Consider the following 22,222-nt stretch of genomic DNA (forward strand, 5'->3'; position numbering starts at 1 on the left):
TCCGGCCCGCCCCGGACATCAGGGTCGGCCCTGAGATCGCCCCTGGTAACGCCTCAGGGGCGGCACCCCTCGGAATATCAGGGTCGGGCCAGGGTCGATCCCGGTGCCGCGACGGGTCACGGGCAGTCACCATGGACGCATGACGAGTTCGAAGCCTTCGACCCACGAGGCCCCGCCGCCGGCGGAGGCCGATGCCTCCCTGCCTCTGCAGCGCTCGCGGAGCGGCAAGGTCGTGGGCGGAGTCTGCGCGGGCCTCGGCCGGCACTTCGACCTCGACCCGGTGATCTTCCGGATCACGGTCGGCGTGCTGTCCGTGACGGGCGGGGTCGGCCTGATCTTCTACGGCTTCGCGTGGCTGCTCGTCCCGCTCGCGGGCGAGGACGAGCACGAGGGGCGCAGGCTCCTGACGGGCCGGGTCACCGGGGCCACCCTGGCCGCCATATTCATGGCGCTGACCGGCTGTGGGATCTTCCTGACGACGCTGCGCAGCGGGTCGATGCTGGGCTTCACGATGCTGCTGTCGCTCGCGGTCTGCGGCGCGGCGGTCTGGTCGCGGCGCCGGGCGGTCGGCGGCGAGGCGGAGGGCCGGACGGAGACGGGCGCCGCGCATGTGGTCGTCGAGGCGCCGCCCGAGACCAAGGCGCCGCCCCGGATCGAGTACTACCACTCCTGGTGGAAGGACCCGATCGTGAAGGACGGCTCGACCGGCAGGGTGACCTTCGAATACCTCTGGGGACCGCACGGCATCGTCGACAAGGACGGCAAGGTCGACGGCGTGGTGCCGAAGCCCGGAAGCCAGTGGGGACCCGACCCCTCCCGCGCCGACCGGCCGACCCCCTCCGTCCGGCGGACTCCGCTCTCCATCGCCGGTCTCACCCATCTGCTCGCGATGCTCGCGGCCGTCCTCGGCACCGCCCTCACCTGGGAGACCGAGCCGCTGGGCACGAGCCTGCAGACGGGTCTGGTCGCCGCCCTCGCGGTGTTCGGCCTGGGCCTCGTCATCAGCTCCTTCCTCGGCCGCACGGGCTTCGGGACGATCGTCAACACCGTGATCACGGCCTGCCTGCTCGCCGGGGCGGTCGCCCTGCCCGACCGGATCACCACGGACTGGGTCCGTGAGACATGGAAGCCGGCCACCGTCGCCGCGGTGCAGCCGTCCTACGAGCTGGGCACCGGCGTGGGCCTGCTCGACCTGTCTGCGCTCCCGGTCCCCGCGGGCACGACCGTCACCACCCGGGCGGACGTGGGCGCCGGACAGCTCAAGGTCGTCGTCCCGAAGGACGTCGTGGTGAAGCTCCACGCCGAGGTGGGGCTCGGCGATCTGAAGCTTCCCGGGCAGCCCGCCGAGGACATCGACATCGCCCCGGACCGGGACGAGACCCACACGATCGCCCCGCCGGCCGGGACCGCCCCGGCAGGCACGCTGGACCTCTCGCTCGAGGTCGGCATCGGACAGGTGGAGGTCACCCGTGCTGCTTCATGAGTTCCGCCCCGGCCGGCTGCTCGTCGGCCTCACCGCCCTCACCCTGGTCGCGGTCTACGCGGGCGACCTCGCCGGGGCCTGGACGGCCCCGTGGTTCGGGGTGGTCCCGGTGCTCTGCGCCGGTCTGGGCACGGCCGGCTTCGCGGGCTGGATGAGCTATGAAATACGCCGCCGCCGGTCCGCGAGAAGCCTGTCCGCCGACAGCTCGGACGCCCCGGCGAGCAGCAGCGGGAGCCAGGCCATCAAGTAGGCGAGGTCGTTGCCCAGGTAGTACGGGTTCACCTGCCAGCTCACGGTCAGCCAGAGGCTCAGGGAGATCAGCGCGCCGCCGAGCGCCGCCACACGGGCGTAGAGGCCGATCAGGGTCCCGATCCCGACGGCGATCTCTCCGAACGCGATGGCGTACCCGAAGCCGGCGGGGCTCTTGAGGGCGAGGTCGACGAGGCCGGGGATCGCCGAGCTGTCCCGCACGGCGCGCATCGTCTCGCCGATGGAACCGCTGCCGTCCGCGGCGAAGAAGGCGGAGTCGGTGAGCTTGTCGAGGCCGGCGTAGACGAACGTGATCCCGAGGAAGAGCCGTAGCGGGATGAGGGCGTAGCGGGAGCCGAGGGCCTTCCACCGGGTGAAGGTGACCTGCCATCGGGCGTAGGTGGCACGCCACCCCGTCGCTCCGTCCGTCCGGTTCGCTCGTCCCGTCATCGCCGGTCACCTCTCCACGCCCCGTACGACTGTTCGCGGAACGATTCTCCCCGGACTCGTGCCGGAGGGATACGTGGAGGGAGCCGGACGCTAGTCGACGACGTCGATCGTGACCCGATTGGTCTCGACGCCGGCCGCCGTCACGACCGAGACCTCCACCCGGCCCGGTTCGACGTCCGCGGGGAGGGGGACGGTGAGGGTCGCGTCCGTCGGGTTGGCGAAGCCGCCCGGGACAGGGACCAGGGGGACGTGGGCGTGGACGGGGCCGATGCGCACGACCAGCCGGGTCAGCGGTTCGGGGGCGGCGGCGCCCGGCGGGACGAAGCCGCAGCCGCGGATCTCGATGTCGTCACCCGTGCGGATCGGGGCGTCGAGGTCGCCCGCCTCCCGGGAGCGGACGACGGAGTGGATGGTGGGGCGGACGCCCTCGGTGCACTTCGCGGCGAGGTGCCAGGCCGCCGAGACGGCGAGGAGCAGCACGAGCGACCAGGGGACCTCGGGGAGCCGGCCGGGGTCACGGGCGAGGCCGACGGCCGTCAGGGCCAGGACGGCGCAGGAGACGAGGAGGTACTGGACGTCGACGAGGCCGGCCCGGCCGCTGTCGTCGCAGAGCAGGTCGGCGGCGCGCGGACGGTCGGCACGGACCTTCTGGAGGCGGCGGGAGGCGATCCGGACGGAGACGACGACGCGGGCGGTGAGAGTGACCGCCGACACGAGGGTGAAGACGGTGAGCAGGCCGGCGCTCCGGGACAGCGCGAAGGTCGACGGGCCCGGCGCGTGGACCGCCAGGAAGGGGAGGGTGAAGGCGAGGAGGAGGAGCCAGGCGGCGGCGACGGCGCGGGTGGTGGAGAGCCGGTTGTCCTCGCCGATCAGGGGGGCGAGGAGACCGCCGCGCGCCCGGTGCGTGTGGGCGGCGGCGCTGAGCAGGACGGCGAGGACGAGGGCGGTGCACAGGCCGGCCGTGCAGGCGGCGGTCCAGCCGCTCCCGATCGCGGTGAGGGCCTGGCCCAGGAGGAGGGCGAGGACGGCTCCCCAGACGGCGCCGATGCCCCCGCTGCGGACCCGGTCGAGCCAGGCCGCCCCGGCCTCGCGGCCGCGCACGGCCACGGCGCGGGCGGACTGGGCCAGCTCGTCGGAGACCCACTGGCGGGCGGCGACCGGCGAGTGGGCGACGGCCGCGGGGACTCCGTGCCCGGCGGCCAGCTCGTCCCGCCGGGCGAGGAAGGCGGCGACCGCGCGCCGGTGGCCGGCCTTCCCGCAGTGGGCGCAGCCGGCGCAGGCCGTCGCGTGTTCGCCGTACTGTCTCGCCTCTTGAACCGCCACGGTGCTCACTTCCCGAGCTCACTTCACGACCCGTTCCGTTGCGTCCCGGTGCGCTCCGATGCGTGCCGAACGGTCAACCAGCCGTTGATTCCCCGGAATTGTGTCGTATCGGCGGCTCCCGGAGCTGCCGTGTGCGCCCCGCCGGAGAGTGATTGCCGCGCCATCTCATTGACGTACAGAAGGGTGAAGCGATGGTGTTACGACAGGAGTTCGGGCTCCGCTCGGCTGATCCTGCGCCAGAGCGGCTGGTAGTTGATCCAGCCGACGAGGTCGCTGCCCAGCTGTTCGCGGGTGGCGACCGCCTCCCGGTGGTCGATCGGCACGGGTTTCCCGGCCGCCCGCGCGGTCAGTTGGACCTGGGCGGAGCGTTCCATGGCGATGAACCACCAGGCCGCCGCGTCGACGGAGGTGCCGACGGTGAGCAGCCCGTGGTTGCGCAGCACGATCGCCTTGAACGAGCCGAGGGCGAGGGCGATCCGGCGCCCTTCCTCGGCGTCGACGGTGACGCCGGTGTAGGCGTCGTAGAGGGCGTGGTCCTGGTAGAAGGCGCAGGCCTCCTGGGTGAGCGGGTCGAGGAGTTCGCCGAGCGCGGCGAGCGCCCTTCCGTGGAGGGAGTGGGTGTGGGCGACGGCGACGACGTCGGGCCGGGCCCGGTGGACCTGGGCGTGGACGGTGAAGGCCGCCTGGTTGACGTGCTGTCCGCCGCGGACGACCTGCCCGTCGCCGTTGACGAGGACGAGGTCGCTCGCGGTGAGGTCCTCGAAGGGCGCCCCGAAGGGGTTCACCCAGTAGCAGTCGGGGAACTCCGGGTCGCGGGCGCTGATGTGGCCCGAGACGCCCTCCTCGTATCCGAGCCGTCCGAAGAGCCGGAGCGCGCCCGCGAGCCGCTGTCTGCGGTGGGTGCGTTCCTCCTCGGCCGTCGCGTGGACGGGCGGCATGGCGAAGTGGAGCCGGTCGACGGGGACGGGCACGGGTATCACGCTCATGCGCCGGAAGGTAACGCCCGGCCGGGCAAGTCACCAGAGTTCGGACGTGAACACGACGAAGCCGCCGCCCCGGAGCACCGGGACGACGGCTTCGGACACCAGCGGGAGCGACTACTCCCACTCGATGGTGCCCGGGGGCTTGCTCGTGACGTCGAGGACGACGCGGTTCACGTCGGCGACCTCGTTCGTGATGCGGGTCGAGATCTTGGCCAGCACCTCGTAGGGCAGACGCGACCAGTCGGCCGTCATCGCGTCCTCGGAGGAGACGGGGCGCAGCACGATCGGGTGACCGTAGGTGCGGCCGTCGCCCTGGACGCCCACGGAGCGGACATCGGCGAGCAGGACGACCGGGCACTGCCAGATCTCACGGTCGAGACCGGCCGCGGTGAGCTCCTCGCGGGCGATGGCGTCGGCCTCGCGCAGCAGGTCCAGGCGGTCCTTGGTGACCTCGCCGACGATGCGGATGCCGAGGCCGGGGCCGGGGAACGGCTGACGCTGGACGATCTCGTCGGGCAGGCCGAGCTCCTGGCCGACCATCCGGACCTCGTCCTTGAAGAGCTGGCGCAGCGGCTCGACGAGCTGGAACTCGATGTCGTCGGGGAGTCCGCCGACGTTGTGGTGCGACTTGATGTTGGCGGTGCCGGTACCGCCGCCGGACTCGACGATGTCCGGGTAGAGCGTGCCCTGGACGAGGAACGCGACCTCGGGGCCCTCCTCCTGGAGGATCTCCAGCTGCGCCTGCTCGAAGACGCGGATGAACTCGCGGCCGATGATCTTCCGCTTGGTCTCCGGGTCGGAGACGCCGGCGAGCGCGTCGAGGAAGCGCTCCTGCGCGTCGACGACCTTCAGGTTGGCGCCGGTGGCGGCCACGAAGTCCTTCTCGACCTGCTCGGTCTCGCCCTTGCGCATCAGACCGTGGTCGACGTAGACGCAGGTGAGCTGCGAGCCGATGGCCTTCTGCACGAGCGCGGCGGCCACGGCGGAGTCGACGCCGCCGGAGAGACCGCAGATGGCGCGCTTGTCGCCGACCTGGGCGCGGATCGCCGCGACCTGCTCCTCGATCACGTTGCCCGTGGTCCAGCTGGGCTCGATGCCGGCGCCGCGGTAGAGGAAGTGCTCCAGGATCTGCTGGCCGTGCGTGGAGTGCAGCACCTCGGGGTGGTACTGGACGCCGTAGAGCTTCTTCTCGTCGTTCTCGAAGGCGGCGACCGGCACGACGTCGGTGGACGCGGTGACGGAGAAGCCCTCGGGGGCGGCGGAGCAGGCGTCGCCGTGCGACATCCACACGGACTGCTCGACCGGGGTGCCCTCGAAGAGGGTCGAGCCGGCCTTGGAGACGTGCAGGCCGGTACGGCCGTACTCACGGGCGCCGGTGTTGTCGACGGTGCCACCGAGGGTCGTCGCCATCAGCTGGAAGCCGTAACACATACCGAAGACGGGGACGCCCGCCTCGAAGATCGCGCGGTCGAGGCGGGGAGCGCCTTCCGCGTACACGGAGGACGGGCCGCCGGAGAGGATGATCGCCTTCGGGTTCTTGGCCAGCATCTCGGCCACCGGCATGGTGGACGGGACGATCTCGCTGTAGACCCGGGCCTCACGGACGCGGCGGGCGATGAGCTGGGCGTACTGGGCGCCGAAGTCGACAACGAGGACTACGTCCGGGTTGGAGACGTCGGGCGCGGCAGCGGGGGTCGCTGATGACACTACGGCGGCCTTCCGGCGGTAGGAGGGGGTCCCCCGAAGGGGGGTGCTATTTGTCGATTCTACCGGCGCGCCGGTCGGACTTTTCGTCTCACCATCCGAACCCGGGTTGGTCCCCGGTCCGCGGAGGGGTCCATACTGTCGCCATGCGCAAGCTCTCGACCTTCGTCTTTACCTATGGCACCGGCCCGTCCGGCTGCCATGGTCGTGCTGCTTGAGCAACTGACAAGCGACTTCCCAGGCGCCCCGGGCCGACAAGGCCCGGGGCGTTCTGTCGTTTCCGGGCCGTGTCGCCCCGGGGCTCCGCCCCCCGACACCCCGAGGAGCCCCGTATGACCGCCATGACCCAGACCGAGAAGACCGGCGCCCGCACCGACGAGGCGGCGACGCTGATCGGTGGCGCCCGCGAGCGCATCGACTCCCTCGACGACCGGATCATCGGCCTCATCCAGGAGCGGATGGCCGTCTCGGCCGTCATCCAGGAGGCCCGGATCTCCTCCGGCGGCCGCCGGGTGAACCTGACCCGCGAGATGGAGGTCCTCGGTCACTACCGTGACGCGCTGGGCAAGCCCGGCACGGCCCTTGCGATGACCATGCTGGAGCTGTGCCGGGGCCGCATCTGAGTTCGACCCCGCTCTCACCCGTACGGCGCGTGACCGGCCCCGACCCCGCTTCGTTGGTCCGGGTGTCCGTGCCAGCCAGGGGCGGGCCCGTAGAAACCACGCGTGGCTTCGCTGGGGCGTGTGGCGTACCTCCGGTGCGCCGTGGGACCTCGCACCAGCGCGTGTGATTGGGCAGCAGGGGACAGCAGCCCGGTCACCAGAAAGGGCGGTCGGTCCCGGGGACGCCCGGGGCCGGCCGCAACCGGTCGATCTCCCTCGTACACCCGTCCCCCGACCTCCTCCCCCGCGCGGCGCGATCCCCCGGTGCCGACGCCAAGGGCCCCGTGCCGCGACCGGAATCGCGGCACGGGGCCCTTTCTCGTGGGCGATCCCCCAGCGTGACGCGCGTCACACCAAGATCCTGTGCAACCGCTACAACCAATCCCGTCGGTCGCGGGTCATCTATGCAGCATCACCAAAAGCAGGAAAGGCGCTGCACTCGGAGGGGGGTGCAGCGCCTTTTCTCATGCCGTGCGTCTCATGCCGTGCGTCTCACGCCGGGCATGTCATGCCGTGCGTCTCACGCCTGGCCGTCCGTCGCCTTCGCCTTCGGCGGGACCGTCGGGATTCCCAGGAACGGCAGCCGCAGGGCGCCGAAGGCCTCGGCCGGGACCGCGGGCGACTTCGGCTCGACCGCCGCCACGCGTACGTACGCCTCCCCCTGCCGCGGCCGCGGGTCCTCTTCGCCCTTGTTCGGCCAGAACGACATCGCCCGCTCCGCCTGCGCCGTGATCGTCAGGGACGGGTTGACGCCGAGGTTGGCGGAGACGGTCGCCCCGTCGACGACGGAGATCCCGGGGTGCCCGAAGAGCCGGTGGTACGGGTCGATGACGCCGGACTCGGCGTCGGCGCCGATCGGGCAGCCGCCCAGGAAGTGGGCGGTGAGCGGGGTGCCCATCAGCTCGCCGATGTTGGAGCCGGCGAAGCCGTTGATCTCCTCGGCGAGGAGGGTGGCGGCCTCGGTGGCCTCCGGGATCTGCACCGGGTTCGGCGCTCCGTGCCCCTGGCGGGCCGTGAGCAGGCCCTTTCCGATCCCGCCGGGCTTGCGGTAGGTCGTCAGGGAGTTGTCCAGGGACTGCATGACCAGACCGATGATGGTCCGCTCCGACCAGCGCCAGTTGGAGAGCGAGCGGGCGGCGAGCGTGGGGTGCTTGAGCACGTTGAGGAACCAGTTGCGCACCCGGTGGGCCCCGTAGGGCACCTGGAGGACGGTCATGCCGCCCATGGAGTTGGAGCCCTTGCCGTACCGGACCGGCTCGATGTGGGTGTTCGCGTCGGGGTGGATCGAGGAGGTGATGGCGACGCCCCGGGTGAAGTCGACCTTCTCCTTGCCGTGCTTCTTGCGGTAGCGCCGGTCGGTGGTCTGCGCGCCGACCAGGCCCTCGGAGTTGGTCCGGGTGAGCTCGCCGAGCCGCTGCGAGATCCGGGGCAGCAGGCCGCCGTCCTTCATCCGGTGCAGCAGGGTCTGCGTGCCGTACGTGCCGGCCGCGATCACCACGCGGCGGGCACGGAAGGTCCGGCCCTTCCCCTTCTTGCGGTTGTCGGTGGGGAGGGTCTGCACCGCGTAGCCGCCCCGCGAGTCCTCGGTGACGGTGACGACCGTGGTCATGGGGTGGACGGTGGCGCCCGCCTTCTCGGCGAGGTGGAGGTAGTTCTCGTTGAGGGTGTTCTTGGCGCCGTGGCGGCAGCCCGTCATGCACTCGCCGCACTCGGTGCAGGCACGCCGGGCGGGGCCCGCGCCGCCGAAGTACGGGTCGGCGACCTGGCCGCCCGGCTTCGCCTTCGAGGTGCCGTCGGCGTCGGCCCCGTCCCCGAAGAAGACCCCGACGGGCGCCATGTGGAAGGTGTCGCCGATGCCCATCGCCTGCGCGGCCGCCTTGAGGTGCACGTCCGAGGGGGTCGTCGTCGGGTTGAGCCGGACGCCGAGCATCCGCTGCGCCTGGTCGTAGTACGGCCGCAGCTCGTCCTGCCAGTCCGTGATGTCCTTCCACTGCGGGTCGTCGAAGAAGGGCTTCGGCGGTACGTAGAGGGTGTTGGCGTAGTTGAGGGAGCCGCCGCCCACGCCGGCGCCCGCGAGGACCATCACGTTGCCCAGCAGGTGGATGCGCTGGATGCCGTAGAGGCCGAGGGCGGGGGCCCACAGGAAGTTCTTCAGGTCCCAGGAGTTCTTCGGCAGGGACGCGGGGGTGAAGCGGCGGCCGGCCTCCAGGACACCGACCCGGTAGCCCTTCTCCGTGAGTCGCAGGGCGGTGACCGAACCGCCGAAGCCGGAGCCGACGACGAGGACGTCGTAGTCGTACGCGGCGTCCTCCGCCTGCTCCTGATTTTGGGTAGGGGGTACCGCGGTCATGGCTCTCCTCGCACGAAAAAGGGACAGGTCGGGCGGCGCGTGGTCAGCGCAGGCGCAGGGCCTTCATCGCCTTCAGGGACAGGCTCATCACCGCGGCGTACTTCTCGTCGTCCATGCCGAAGGAGGGCGCGAGCGGCATCAGCCGCTGCTGGGCGACGGTCTGGGCCTCGGTGTACTTGAGGATGCCCTCCGAGCCGTGGCGGCGGCCGAGACCGGAGTCCTTCATGCCGCCCATCGGGGACTGCACGCTGCCGTAGGCCGGCGCGTACCCCTCGTTGATGTTGACGGTGCCGGTGCGCAGCCGGGCCGCGACGGCGTGGCCGCGGCGCGAGTCCTTGGTCCACACGGAGGAGTTGAGGCCGTACGGCGTGCCGTTGGCGAGCTCGATCACCTCGTCCTCGTCCGTGAAGCGGTAGACGGAGACGACCGGGCCGAAGGTCTCCTCGGAGCAGACGGCCATCGGGGCCTCGACGCCGTCGAGGATGGTCGGCTCGTAGAAGAGGGGGCCGATGTCGGGGCGGGCGACGCCGCCGGCGACGAGCCTGGCGCCCTTGGCGACGGCCTCCTCGACGTGCTTCGTGACCGTCTCCAGCTGCCGGTCGCCGACGAGGGAGCCCATGTCCGCCCCGTACGCGAGGGAGCTGCCGAGCCGCATGGCCTTGGTGCGGGCGGCGAAGCGGTCGAGGAAGGCGTCGGCGATCGACTCGTGGACGTAGAGCCGCTCGATGGAGATGCAGAGCTGTCCGGCGGACGAGAAGCAGGCGCGGACGGCTCCGGCGGCGGCCTTCTCGATGTCGGCGTCCTTCAGGACGAGCATCGCGTTCTTGCCGCCGAGTTCGAGGGAGACGCCGACGAGCCGGGCGGCGGCGCCCTGGGCGACCTCGCGGCCGGTGCGGGTGGAGCCGGTGAACGAGACGTAGTCGGCGTGCTTGACGACCTCGGGGCCGACGACCGGGCCCTCGCCCAGGACGACCTGGAAGACCTCGGCGGGCAGCCCGGCCTCGATCAGCAGGTCGCGGGCCCAGAGCGCGGTGAGCGCGGTCTCGGTGTCGGGCTTCATGACGACCGCGTTGCCCGAGACGAAGGCGGGGAGCGCGTCGCCGACGGAGAGCTCCAGCGGGTAGTTCCACGGCGCGATCTGGCCGACGACCCCGCGCGGCTGGCGCAGCTCGGTGACCTTGGTGAGGGTCGGTACGACTCCGGTGTGGCGCTTGGCGCGCAGGTACGAGGCGGCCTTGCGGCCGTAGTGGCGGGCGGCGACGGCCACCGCCTGGACCTCCTCGTGGGCGTGCAGACGCGCCTTGCCCGTCTCCAGCTGGATGAGGTCGAGGACCTCGGACTGCCGCTGGAGGACGAGGTCGTGGAAGCGCAGGAGGACGGCGGCGCGGGCCTTGACCGGGGTGGCGGCCCAGGCGGTCTGGGCGGCACGCGCGCGCGTGAAGGCCTCGGCGACGTCCTCGGGGGTGGACTCGGGCAGCTCCGCCAGCCTCTCCCCGGTGAAGGGGGTGTGGTTGGCGGTCCGGCCGGAGCCGACGACGCCACGGGTGAGGCGGGCGACCACCTCGGGCGTCACGACGTCGGTGGCGGTCCGCACGCCGGCGGGCGCGGGCGCGACCGGGTTGGTCGCGCCGGCGGGCGCGGCCGCTCCGCCCTTCGCGGCGGGGGCGTCGGGAACCGAGAGGGCGGCGGGGGCCTGCGAGTCCGTCATGAGGGCGAGCGTAGGCGGCGTTCCGCCCTTTGGGTACCCGTCGGTAATGCGTTTTCACCGGGCGCACACATCACGCCAGTGATCACTGGCATATAAGCCCTGATCAGGGGCTTACGGCTGCCGGAGGCCGGGCAAGGCCTCGCGAGGAGATTTCGGCCCGGCCGCTCGGTCACTCCCCCGGCGCGCGCCAGTGCTGGACCACGATGTCGAACTGCTCGCGGGTGGTCTCCCAGCTCGACTCCGGTGACGACATGTACAGGGCGTACTCCGTGCCGTCGTCCTCGTAGTACATGAGGTCGATCGCGTGCCGCGGCCCGGGGAAGTCCTTCCTCTCGGTCCAGCTGAACTCCCACTGGCAGGAGAGGACCTGGTCGCGGTAGGTGACCTGGCCGAGCTTGATCCGCGTGTAGTCCATCCGCTTCTCCAGGACGCGCTCCAGGTCGAGGGCGTGCATGTACGGATTCTCGAAGTCGGGCTTCCGGTCGATGCTGATCCGGATGCGGTGCTTGCCGTTGTCCGGGGTGTAGTCGATCTGGTCGCCCTCCTTCTGGCGCTTCCAGCCGTCCGGTACGAGAAGGCTGAAGCCCGCAGGGTCGTCGACGCGGTGCCAGCCGTCCGGGACGGGTGCTTCCTTGCCCTGGGTGGCGGGGGCGGTGGCCGTGGGCCGTCCGCCGTTGGCGTGCGGGTTGTCGCTCTTGTAGTTCATGGCCGCGAAGACGGCGCCGCCCGCGACGAGACCGGCGACCAGGGCCGCGGGGACGACGGTGCGCCAGCGGCCCCGGCCGGAGGAGGACGACGAGGGGGCGGGTGCCGGGGTGGACGCGGACGGCACCACGGTCGGCGGGGAAGCGGCGGGTTGGTGCGGGGCGGACTCGGATCCCTGCGGCGGGTGGGGCCACTGGGCGGTACGGACCGGACCGGACGGGCGCGAGGAATCCGTCGGACCCGCGGCGTTCTTCGTGCCCGCTCCGCCGTCCTCCTCCTCGCTCAGCTCGACCAGGTCGAAACCGAGCACGCTCGGCGTCGGGTCCAGGTCCTCCCGCGCCACGCGCTGGGTCGGCACGTACGCCTGCGCCGTCTGCGGCGTCCGTCCCTCCATCGCGTCGAGCAGCATCCGCTCGGCCTCTTCCGCGCGCGGCCGGTGCTCCGGCTCCTTGCGCAGCAGCGCCACGATGACGGGCGCGAGCGGCCCCGCCTTCTCCGGGTACGGCGGCTCCTCCGTCACCACGGCCTGCATCGTGCTGATCGGGGAGGTCCGGCGGAACGGCGAGGTGCCCTCCACCGCCGTGTACAGCGTGGCCCCGAGGGACCAGAGGTCGGAGGCGGGACCGGGATCTCCGCCCCGTACCCGCTCGGGCGCCAGATAGTCGATGGAGCCGACGATCTCCCCGGTCCGCGTGATCGTCGAGTCCCCCTCGATCGCCGCGATCCCGAAGTCCGTGATCAGCACGCGCCCGTCCCGCGCCAGCAGGACGTTGCCCGGCTTGACGTCCCGGTGCAGCACCCCGGCCGCGTGCGCGGCCCGCAGCGCGCCGAGGACGTGCAGCCCGACCCTGGCCGCCTCGCGCGGCTCGATCGCCCCCGACTCCTTGGCGGCGTCGGCGAGCGAGGGCCCGTCGACGTACTGCATGACGATCCACGGACGGCTGTCGTGCTCCAGGACGTCGTGGACGGTGACCACGCCCGGGTGGGTGATCCGCGCGGCGGCCCGCGCTTCCTTCTGCGTCCGCGCGTGCAGCACGAGCCGGTCGGCCTCCGCCACGAAGCGACCCGCCGTCAGCTCCTTCACCGCGACCACGCGGTGCAGTACCTCGTCGTGGGCGCGCCAGACCTTGCCCATGCCGCCGCGCCCGATGCACTCGCCGAGCCGGTAACGACCCGCGAGCAACAGCCCCGCCCCTGTGCTCTGAGAATGTTCCACTTGCCCCCGCCCGTTCCTTCGGATGCCAGGTTACGGAGGGGGGCACGGGGTGCGTAACCTCGGGGCCGTCATAGGAACAGCACTGTGACCGGGGGCCGATGGGCATTCCGGGCACCCCCGCCTCCCCGGCCCCGCTCAGCGGCCCGGACGGAACGCCTTCGTGGCCTCGTCGAAGATCTCGGAGACCTTGGCCCGCTCGTTCTTCGGGCCGATGACCTGGACGACGTGGTACCTGCCGCCGTCGATCACGGCGAAGTTGCGGACGAACACCATGCGGCCCGTACTGTCCGGCCATGTGTAACTGCCCGTGGCCGTCACCGTCGTACCGATGGTGACCCGGCGCGCCTCCTCCACGACCCCCCAGCTCGTCGCCCGCACAGGGTCCAGTTCGCGCTCCTTGGAGTTCTGGTACTCCAGCGGGTCCGAGCCGTTGTCGCCGACGCTGTCGCGGCCGGGGACGACGATCATCGTGAAGTCGCCGCCGATGTAGCGCACTTGCCCCGCGTCGTTGATCGGGCTGCGTCGCCAGCCGTTCGGGACCCCGATCCGGAAGCCCTCCGGGTCCTGGCGCAGGGCGTACCCGGCGGCGGGTGCGGGCGCCGACGGGTCGGCCGCGGGCGGGGTGGTGGACGGCTTGCCCGACGGCTTCGCGGAAGGTTCGGCGGACGGCTTGGTGGACGGCCCCGCTGACGGCTCGTCCGACGGTTCGGCGGGCCGGTCCGTGGTTGCGGACGGGCCGTTCGCGGGTGCGGTGGTACGCGGGGACGCACCGGGCTCCCCGCCCTCACCCGGCAGGAAGAAGACCGCGTACGCCACGGCCCCGCCGAGCAGGAGCAGGACGAGGAGGAGCAGCGTACGACCGAGTGAGCGCGGCGAGCCCGCGCCCCGGGCGGGGCTCCGGGGAGTACGGGGCGCTCGGGGCGCGCGCTGGGGGATCTCCTCCTGGAACTCCGGCCGTGCGTCGACGTATCCGCCCTGGTGGGCCGCCTCGGGCCCGACCTCGTAGTTCTCGTAGTTCTCGTGGTCCCCGTGGTCCCCGTGGTTCTCGTGAAGGGCCGTCGCGGGCGGTGCGGCGGGGCGGGGCTCCTTGCCCCGCTTGTGGCGGTGGCGGCCCGCTCCGGCGCCCGCGCCCTTGCGGCGCCGGCGCACCAGCTCGCCGCGGCGGCGCACGATCGGCAGCCGCTTCTCGTCGAAGGACGGCACCGGTACGACTCCGAAGCCGGCCTCCGGCTCCGGAGCCGACCGCACGAGCGAGCGCAGCCAGCCGCGCAGCTCCTCGAAGTCGGGTCGCTCGGTGGGGTCCTGGCGCAGCAGGGACTCCACGACCGGGCGCAGCGGCCCGCACTCCTCGGCGAAGGCGGGCGGCTCGGCGCAGACCAGCTGGACGAGCTCGGCGGCGCTGTCCTCCGGGTAGGGGGCGTGGCCCTGCACGGCCCGGTAGAGGAGCGCGCCGAGCGCCCACAGGTCGGTGGCGGGGCCGATGGGCGGGGCGAGCCGCCAGTTCTCGTGCACGGGGCCGGCCTGCTCGGGCGCCCAGCGCTCGGTGACCGCGCCGACGACGGCGATCCGGGTCTGGCGGGCCCGCTCGGCGTCGAGGCGCGTGGTCGGGCCGCGGTGCGCCTGGGCCGGTACGGCGGCCCGCTCGGGCGGTCCGGCGGCGCCGGCTGCGACCGGGAGGCGGGCGGGGTCGGGGGTCGCGGCCGTGTATCCGGCGGGCAGCGCCGGGCGGCCCGAGCCGGGCAGCACGGGGCCGCGGCCGGGGCCCGAGCCGCCGGCGGGGATCGGTCCTGAGCCGTCGCGCGCGGCATGGGGACCGTCGCTCCAGTTGCCGGCGAGGTGCACGCGCGGCGGGGGGTCTGACCGCGGGCCGCCGTAGGCCGTGCCGCCGGTCGCGTCGTCGTCGTCCTCGTCGTCGTCCTCGTCGTCCGCCGCCTGCGACCACCACTGCGGCTCGGGCGCGCCGGACGCGGGCACGGGGGCCGGTGGCGGTGGGGGCGCGGGGGCCGGGAGCGCTGCCTGGGCCGGCGCCGTGGGCGGCTCGGTCGGCGCGGGGCGCTGGCCGGGGAGCGTCCCGGACTCGCCGAGCCGCGCCGCGGCACGCGCCCCCGCGCGGTACGCGGCGATGGCCCCGGCCCGTGCGGCCCGTACGTCGGCGGTGGGCGGCGGGGCGACGGCCGGGGGTTCCGCCCCGGTCCGCGGCTCGGGCGCGGACCTCGCACCCGCGCCGTACGGGTCGGCCCCGTAGGACTCACGGCCGTACGCGTCGACTTCGGGCCCGTCGGCACCGTCGTCGGGCTCGGACTCGTCAGCGTCGGCGCTGTACTCCTCGGACCGGTACTCGCCGGACCCGTACTCGCCGGAGCCGTAGTGGTCGGAGCCGTATCCGTCGGAGGCGTACCCCTCGGATCCGTACCCCTCGGAGCCGTAGTCGTCAGCGGTCTCCCCGCGCGGCTCCTCGTCCGCGTCCGTCCCGTACTCGACCTCCTCGGCCTCCTCGAACTCCTCGAACTCCTCGAACTCCGCCTCGTCGTCGCCCTCGGTCTCCTCGTAGACCTCGGCCTCGTACAGGTCGGAGCTGTACACCTCGGCGAACTCGGGCTCGGGCGCGCGCGGGAAGTCGGGCTCGAACTCCCGGGACGCGAAACCGGATCCGGTCCCGGTACCCGTCCCGGCCCCGAATCTCGCCCCGAACTCCCGCTCGTCGTCGCCCGGCTCCGGCACGGGCGCGTAGCCGCACAGGGCCTCTTCCGCGGCGCCCACGGCGAGGCCCGTGAGGACGACCCGCCCGTCGTCGCAGACGAGCACGGTGCGGGCGGTGATGTTCCGGTGGACCCAGCCGTGGGCGTGGAGCGCGCGCAGGGCGGTGAGGACGTCGGCGCCGATCTCGGCCGCCCGGTACGGGTTCAGGGGCTGCTCGGCGAGGAGCGCGGACAGCGGCCTGGCCGCCACGACCTCGCTCACTATCCAGAGGGAACCGGCCTCCGCGAAGACGTCGAAGACCTGGTCGAGGAGGGGGTGGTCGGGAATCTGCGCGGCGGCCTGGGCCGCTTCGATCGCCCGGCGCACGACGGGCTCGGCCGGCCGGCGGGTCGCCCGCCCGGCGCTCCCGTAGGGCTGCGCGGAACCGCCCGCGCCGTCGAGCACCTCGGCGTCCACGAACTCCGGCAGGGGCACTTGGCGGACCAGGACCTCCTGCCCGCTGTACGTGTCGAAGGCGCGGGTCTCGGCGAGGTCGTACGCGTCCGGGCCCAGGCCCGCGTCCGTGCCGGTCGGCGGCAGCGGCAGGCGGTAGCGGTCCGCCAGCACCCTTCCCGCGTAGTCGTCCACGACGCCTCCCCACGCGCGCACGCTGTCCCCCGTGGACCCGCGGATCCGTCGGATCACGCGAGTCCGTCAATTCCGGTCCGAAACCACGCAGTTAGCGGCAATCGTCGACTGCGTACGGTCCGTGAACTCTCACGATACGTGGCGCCGGTCAGTCCTTGGGGCTGAACGTGGCGAACGCCGTCTCCCGCAGCGTCCGGCACTCGGCGCCGTCCCACTCGTCGGCCTTGCAGGTGATCATGATGGAGTAGCCGTGCGTGTCGTCCACCTTGAAGCCGCGGTTGAGCACGCGGACCTTCATGCCCTTCTGCGTGCGCGTGAACTCCCAGTCGGCGACGGTCGGGTACCCCTGGTAGGCGACCGACCTGATGCCGATGTGGTCGTAGTCCTGGCTGGTGACGGCGACGCCGGCCTTGGCCAGCTCCCAGGCGCTCTGCGCGTTGTCCTTCGGGCTGTCGTTGAAGTCGACCTGGACGCGCGGGAAGCCGCCGCTCTCGCTGAAGATGACGCCGAGGGCGTATCCCGGTATCGAGCGGGGCTCGTAGGTGGCGGGCAGCGCCATGGAGAAGTGCAGCTTCGCGTGGGTGACGAGGGTGTAGCCGGCGGGCAGCTGCGCGCCGATGCCACCGCTGGGCTTGCTGGACGGCTTGGTGCCGCCCTGCCCGTTCGTCGTCCCGACCGTGGTCCCGGCCGTCGTGCCCGTGGTCGTTCCGTTGGTCGTCCCCGTCGTGCCCGTGTCGCCGGTCGATCCGTTGGATCCGGTGCCGCCGGGCTGTGCGCCACCCTGCTGGCCGGGGCCGCCCGGTGTCTGTCCCTTGCCGCCGGTGCCCTCGGATCCACCGGATCCGTCGGCGCCGCCGGACGCGCCGGCCGAGGCCGTCGTGCCTCCGGTCCCCTGGCTCTGCTTGTCCTTGTCGTCGCCACCGCCGAGGGAGACCGTCAGGATCGTGCCGAGCAGGGCGAGGACGGCGACCGCGGCGATGATCACCAGCGTGCGGCGCGGGACGACGTCGGTCAGCGACGCGCGGGCCGGAGCCTGTCTGCCACCGCCCTGCCGGGGATCGGCCGTCTTCGGCCTCGGCGGCTTCGCCTTCGGCTCGGCCTTCGCCGAAGCCGCCGCGTTGCGCACGGACTTCAGCGCGCCCCGCACCCGGTCGGCGGCGACGGCCGTCTCGGGCGCCCCGGTCCGGTCGGCGGCCGGAGCCGCCGGAGCCCGGTCGGGGCGCGGCGGCAGCGGTACGACCGTGGTGACCTCGGGCGAGACCGGGGGCGCCGCCTCGGGCGCGTCGAGCACGGCCCGCAGCAGGACCCGCGCGCGGGCGTCGTCGAGTCGCTGGGCCGGGTCCTTGGCGAGCAGGCCGTAGATGACCTGCTCCAGCTCGGGTCCCGCGTTCTTCGGCGGGTCGACCGGCTCGGTCATCACCGCCGTGAGCGTGGCGATGGCGGAGCCCTTGTCGTACGGCGGGCTGCCCTCGACCGCCGCGTAGATCAGTCCGCCCAGCGACCACAGGTCGGCGGCCGGTCCGGGCTTGTGGCCGCGGGCGCGCTCCGGCGAGATGTAGGAGGGGGCGCCGACGAGCATGCCGGTGGAGGTGATCGAGGGGTCGCCCTCGACCTGGGCGATGCCGAAGTCGGTCAGGACGACCCGGCCGTCCTCGGCGATCAGGACGTTCGACGGCTTCACGTCACGGTGGAGGATGCCCTCGCGGTGCGCGGAGCGCAGGACGTCGAGGATGGCGAGGCCGACCTCGGCGGCGCGGCGGGGCGTGAGCGTGCCGTCCTCGCGCACGGCTTCGGCGAGGGACTTGCCCTCGATGAGCTCCATGACGATCCACGGACGGTCGTCCTCGTCGACGACGTCGTAGACGGTCACGGCGCCGTTGTTGCGGATCCGGGCGATGGCCTTCGCCTCGCGCAGGGTCCGGGTGATGAGGCGTCGCTTCTCGTCGTCGTCGATGCTCGTGGGGAAGCGGAGCTCCTTCACGGCGACGGTGCGGCCCAGGGTCTCGTCGACCGCGCGCCACACGGTGCCCATGCCGCCGCGGCCGAGGACCACCCCGAGCCGGTAGCGGCCGGCGAGCAGCCTGCCCTCGGTCACGGGGTCCTTGCGCAGCCGGTCGGCGCCGAAGCTGCCGGACGCCCTGCCGGAGGCCGAGCCGCCGGAGCCGCTCCCCCGCGCGGCGCGGCCGCTCTCGCCGTCGCCGTCCCCGGCGCCGAAGCCGGCCCGGCCGGTCGACGGCTCGGTGCCCCGCAGCCGGCCCGTCACTCCTGAGGCCTCGCCGGCGGACGTGCCGGAGGGGCCACCGGCGGAGTCGCCGGACGCCTTGTCCGGGACGTCCCGGGGCGCGTCGGACACCGCGTCACCCTTCGGGTCGTCAGCGCCCTCGGCGCCGCCCGAGCCCTCGGAGGCAGCGCCCTTCGAGCCCTCCGCGCGCTTCTCGTCGTCCGCGCGCTCCATGTCCTGCGCGCCCGCCGAAACGTCCGTGACCTGCGCGTCCTTCACGACTCGCGGGTCCCGCTCCGCCTCGCGTGCGGCCGGGACCGCCCCTCGGTCGCCGTCGGTCGCGGCCCCCGCGGCGGCGTCCCGCCGGGGGTCCCTCGCCGTGTCCCGCGACTGCTCCGCCTCCGACATGCGTCCCCTCTGCGATCCCTGATCTCCGCCGCGAATGCCGCTTCCCGTGCGATGCGGTAACCCGCCCTGGAAGAGAGGCCATTGTCCCTCACCTCGGGACGGGCGCCGCCCCCGGGTCCGTACTCCGGGATGACGACGCCCGGAGGCACCCCCCAGGTTCCCATCGGATTCCGGACGACACGGACGTCCGGCCGAAAACAGCCCGTCAGATCGGCACGATGTCCGGTGCCCCGAGCCGGGCGGCGTCGGCCGTCAGGTCGTCGGGCTGTCGCTGCGACTCGCGTTCGGCCTCGACCCGCTTCTCGTAGTGCTCGACCTCCTTGTCGATCTGGAGGGCGTCCCAGCCCAGGACGGGTGCCATCAGCTCCGCGCACTCACGCGCGCTGAGCGTCCCCCGGTCGAAGGTCTCGATGGAGATCCTGGTCCGCCGGGTGAGGACGTCGTCGAGGTGACGCGCGCCCTCGTGCGAGGCGGCGTACACGATCTCGGCGCGCAGGTAGTCGTCGGCCGCGGCGAGCGGTTGCCCGAGCCCGGGGTCCTCGGCGATGAGGTCGAGGATCTGCTCCGTCAGGGAGCCGTACCGGTTGAGCAGATGCTCGACCCTGACGACGTGCAGTCCGGTCCTGGCGGCCGTTCTCGCCCGGGCGTTCCACAGGGCGCGGTAGCCCTCGGCGCCGAGGAGCGGGATGTCCTCGGTGACGCAGGCGGCCACGCGCTGGTCGAGGCCGTGGACCGCCTCGTCCACCGCGTCCTTGGCCATGACCCGGTACGTCGTGTACTTGCCGCCGGCCACCACGACGAGGCCGGGGACCGGGTGGGCGACGGTGTGCTCGCGCGAGAGCTTGCTCGTGGCGTCCGACTCGCCCGCGAGCAGGGGCCGCAGGCCCGCGTAGACGCCTTGGACGTCGTCCCGGGTGAGCGGGGTCGCGAGCACGGTGTTCACGTGCTCCAGGAGGTAGTCGATGTCGGCGCTCGACGCGGCCGGGTGGGCCTTGTCGAGGTCCCAGTCGGTGTCGGTGGTGCCGACGATCCAGTGCCGTCCCCAGGGGATGACGAACAGCACGGACTTCTCGGTGCGCAGGATGAGCCCGGTGGTCGAGTGGATGCGGTCCTTCGGCACGACCAGATGGATGCCCTTCGAGGCGCGGACGTGGAACTGGCCGCGCTCGCCGATGAGGGCCTGGGTGTCGTCCGTCCACACCCCGGTGGCGTTGACGATCTGCTTGGCCCGGATCTCGTACGAGCCGCCGGATTCGACGTCCTGGACGCGCGTGCCGACGACCCGCTCGCCCTCGCGGAGGAAGCCGACGACGCGGGCCCGGCTGGCGGCTCTGGCGCCGTAGGCGGCGGCCGTGCGCACGAGGGTGGTGACGAAGCGTGCGTCGTCCATCTGGGCGTCGTAGTACTGGAGGGCGCCGACCAGGGCGTCCTTCTTGAGGCAGGGCGCGACCCGCAGGGCGTTCCGCCGGGAGAGGTGGCGGTGCACGGGCAGGCCTCGGCCGTGGCCGGAGGAGAGGGACATCGCGTCGTACAGCGCGACGCCCGAGCCGGCGTAGAACCGCTCCCAGCCCTTGTGCTGGAGGGGGTAGAGGAAGGGGACGGGCTTCACCAGGTGGGGCGCGAGCCGCTCCAGGAGCAGTCCGCGCTCCTTGAGCGCCTCCCGGACCAGCGCGAAGTCCAGCATCTCCAGGTAGCGCAGGCCGCCGTGGATGAGCTTGCTGGACCTGCTCGACGTGCCGGAGGCCCAGTCGCGGGCCTCGACGATGCCGGTGGAGAGTCCTCTCGTGACGGCGTCGAGGGCGATGCCCGCGCCGACCACTCCGGCGCCGACGACCAGTACGTCCAACTCGTGCTCCGCCATGGCCGTGAGCGCCTCGGTGCGCTCGGCCGGTCCCAGTGTCGCTGTCCTCACCACTGCCGCCTCCCGATCGTTCCCGAGTCGTCCCGGTTTCGATTCTGGCCCGCTCCGGCGACTTCAGCCACCGCCTCGCCGCCACCCTGTGGATAACACTCGGCGACCTTCGACCCCACAATGCCGCATATCGGTCATATTTACGCCTAGTCTGACATTGCGCTCTCCCCGTTCTGTCCACCGGGGTTGCGCCTCGCGTCCCCTCCGGCTATTGGGAAGGACGGCCCACCCCCCATGCCCGCTGATCTCGCCGTCATCGGCCTCGGCCACCACGGACTCCCCCTCGCCCAGGCCGCCACCGCCGCAGGCATCGACACCATCGGCTACGACACCGACCCCCGCCCCGTCGCCGAACTCGCCGCCGGCCGGTCCCCGGTCGACGGCTCGCTCACCGCCCCGGAGATCCGCCGGATGCTCGCGCGCGGCTTCCGCCCCACCACGAACACCGCCGAACTCGGCCGCGTCCGCACCGCCGTCCTCTGCGCGCCGACCCCCCTCGGCCCCGACCGCGCCCTCGACCTCACCGCCGTCACCGACGCCGCCCGCGCCCTCGCCACCCGACTGCGCCCGCACACCACCGTCCTCCTGGAGTCCCCCGTCCCACCGGGCACCACGGAAGGCCTCCTCCGCGAGGTCCTCGAAGCGGGCTCGGGGCTCCGCGCAGGCCGCGACTTCCACCTCGCGTACTCCCCCGGCCGCCTCGACCCCGGCAACCGCACCCACGGCTTCGCCGGCACCCCCAAGGTCATCGGCGGCCTCACCCCGGCCTGCACGGAGTCCGCCGCCGCCTTCTACGGCCGGCTCACCGACAAGGTGGTACGCGCGCGTGGCCCGCGCGAAGCCGAGACGGTCAAGCTCCTGGAGACCAACTTCCGGCACGTCAACATCGCGCTCGTCAACGAGATGGCGGTCCTCTGCCACGAACTCGGCGTCGACCTCTGGGACGTCATCCGCTGCGCCGAGACCAAGCCCTTCGGCTTCCAGGCCTTCCGCCCGGGCCCCGGCGTCGGCGGCCACGGCGTCTCCGTCGACACCATCGGCGCCCACCGCCCGCTCCGCCTCGTCGAACTCGCCGGCCAGGTCAACGAACGCATGCCCCAGTACGTCGTCCAGCGCGCCGCCACCCTCCTCAACGAGCACGGCAAGTCGGCCCGCGGCGCCCGGATCCTGCTGCTCGGCATCACCTACAAGCCCGACCTCCCGGACCGTCAGGGCTCCCCCGCCGACGAGATCGCCCGCCGCCTCATGGACCTGGGCGCGGCCGTCAGCTACCACGACCCCCACGTCCCCGACTGGCGCGTCCGCGAACTCCCCGTCCCGCGCGCGGACTCCCTCTACGAGGCCGCCGCCCACGCGGACCTGACGGTGCTGCTCCAGCACCACCGCACGTATGACCTCCAGGGCCTCTCGGTGAAGGCCCAGCTCCTCCTCGACACCCGCGGCGCCACGCCCGGCGGCGCGGCCCACCGCCTCTGACGGGGACACCGCACGCGCAGCCCCCTGTGGCGCCGTCACAGGGGG

14 protein-coding genes are annotated in these 22,222 nt (G+C 72.9%); 4 read left to right on the top strand and 10 right to left on the bottom strand.

The window, feature by feature from the left end:
- The first annotated feature begins 139 nt into the window (after positions 1 to 139).
- Both SGA01_RS10085 and SGA01_RS10090 read left to right on the top strand, forming a co-directional pair.
- On the top strand, positions 140 to 1,483 hold the full coding sequence (locus tag SGA01_RS10085; protein WP_141295536.1) for a PspC domain-containing protein: 1,344 nt from the start codon (positions 140 to 142) through the stop codon (positions 1,481 to 1,483).
- The gene (locus tag SGA01_RS10090) at positions 1,470 to 1,733 is read left to right on the top strand and encodes a hypothetical protein (RefSeq protein ID WP_141295539.1); all 264 of its coding nucleotides are present in this window, start codon (positions 1,470 to 1,472) and stop codon (positions 1,731 to 1,733) included. Before SGA01_RS10085 ends, SGA01_RS10090 begins: the two co-directional genes overlap by 14 nt.
- Here the strand turns inward: SGA01_RS10090 and SGA01_RS10095 are convergent.
- The 4 genes from SGA01_RS10095 to guaA all read right to left on the bottom strand — a co-directional run bounded on the left by SGA01_RS10095 (position 1,640) and on the right by guaA (position 6,195).
- Positions 1,640 to 2,182, bottom strand: a complete 543-nt coding sequence (locus tag SGA01_RS10095; protein WP_141295542.1) for a DoxX family protein — start codon at positions 2,180 to 2,182, stop codon at positions 1,640 to 1,642. The two genes, SGA01_RS10090 and SGA01_RS10095, sit on opposite strands and share 94 nt — an antisense overlap.
- A 90-nt stretch (positions 2,183 to 2,272) precedes the next feature.
- Positions 2,273 to 3,505: a hypothetical protein gene (locus SGA01_RS10100; protein ID WP_371866016.1), complete on the bottom strand. Its 1,233-nt coding sequence runs from the start codon at positions 3,503 to 3,505 to the stop codon at positions 2,273 to 2,275.
- Positions 3,506 to 3,702: 197 nt separating this feature from the next.
- A complete protein-coding gene (locus tag SGA01_RS10105; protein WP_055641781.1) occupies positions 3,703 to 4,491 on the bottom strand; it encodes a class II aldolase/adducin family protein in 789 nt (262 codons plus the stop codon).
- A gap of 111 nt (positions 4,492 to 4,602) precedes the next feature.
- Positions 4,603 to 6,195, bottom strand: coding sequence for a glutamine-hydrolyzing GMP synthase (gene guaA / locus SGA01_RS10110; RefSeq protein WP_141295548.1), 1,593 nt, complete (start codon positions 6,193 to 6,195; stop codon positions 4,603 to 4,605).
- Positions 6,196 to 6,524: 329 nt separating this feature from the next.
- Here guaA and SGA01_RS10115 point away from each other — a divergent pair, with 329 nt between their 5' ends.
- On the top strand, positions 6,525 to 6,815 hold the full coding sequence (locus SGA01_RS10115) for a chorismate mutase (protein WP_055641783.1): 291 nt from the start codon (positions 6,525 to 6,527) through the stop codon (positions 6,813 to 6,815).
- Positions 6,816 to 7,374: 559 nt separating this feature from the next.
- Here SGA01_RS10115 and SGA01_RS10120 read toward each other — a convergent pair.
- From SGA01_RS10120 to SGA01_RS10145, 6 genes are all read right to left on the bottom strand, one after another.
- Positions 7,375 to 9,204: a GMC family oxidoreductase N-terminal domain-containing protein gene (locus SGA01_RS10120; protein WP_141295551.1), complete on the bottom strand. Its 1,830-nt coding sequence runs from the start codon at positions 9,202 to 9,204 to the stop codon at positions 7,375 to 7,377.
- 43 nt (positions 9,205 to 9,247) lie between these two features.
- A complete protein-coding gene (locus SGA01_RS10125) occupies positions 9,248 to 10,912 on the bottom strand; it encodes a succinic semialdehyde dehydrogenase (protein WP_141295555.1) in 1,665 nt (554 codons plus the stop codon).
- 169 nt (positions 10,913 to 11,081) lie between these two features.
- Positions 11,082 to 12,833, bottom strand: coding sequence for a serine/threonine-protein kinase (locus tag SGA01_RS10130; RefSeq protein ID WP_141295559.1), 1,752 nt, complete (start codon positions 12,831 to 12,833; stop codon positions 11,082 to 11,084).
- Positions 12,834 to 12,968: 135 nt separating this feature from the next.
- Positions 12,969 to 16,160, bottom strand: coding sequence for a serine/threonine kinase C-terminal domain-containing protein (locus tag SGA01_RS10135; RefSeq protein WP_141295562.1), 3,192 nt, complete (start codon positions 16,158 to 16,160; stop codon positions 12,969 to 12,971).
- A 148-nt stretch (positions 16,161 to 16,308) separates the two neighbouring features.
- Positions 16,309 to 18,789, bottom strand: a complete 2,481-nt coding sequence (locus SGA01_RS10140) for a serine/threonine-protein kinase (protein WP_174867249.1) — start codon at positions 18,787 to 18,789, stop codon at positions 16,309 to 16,311.
- 205 nt (positions 18,790 to 18,994) lie between these two features.
- Complete coding sequence (locus SGA01_RS10145) at positions 18,995 to 20,701, bottom strand: glycerol-3-phosphate dehydrogenase/oxidase (RefSeq protein WP_141295565.1); 1,707 nt, start codon at positions 20,699 to 20,701, stop codon at positions 18,995 to 18,997.
- Positions 20,702 to 20,935: 234 nt separating this feature from the next.
- Between SGA01_RS10145 and SGA01_RS10150 the strand changes: the two genes are divergently transcribed.
- Positions 20,936 to 22,177 carry a nucleotide sugar dehydrogenase gene (locus tag SGA01_RS10150; RefSeq protein ID WP_141295568.1) on the top strand — a complete coding sequence of 414 codons (1,242 nt, stop codon included), beginning with the start codon at positions 20,936 to 20,938 and terminating at the stop codon, positions 22,175 to 22,177.
- The last annotated feature ends 45 nt before the right edge of the window (positions 22,178 to 22,222 follow it).

The sequence above is a fragment of the Streptomyces gardneri genome, assembly GCF_006539185.1.
Taxonomy (GTDB): domain Bacteria; phylum Actinomycetota; class Actinomycetes; order Streptomycetales; family Streptomycetaceae; genus Streptomyces; species Streptomyces gardneri.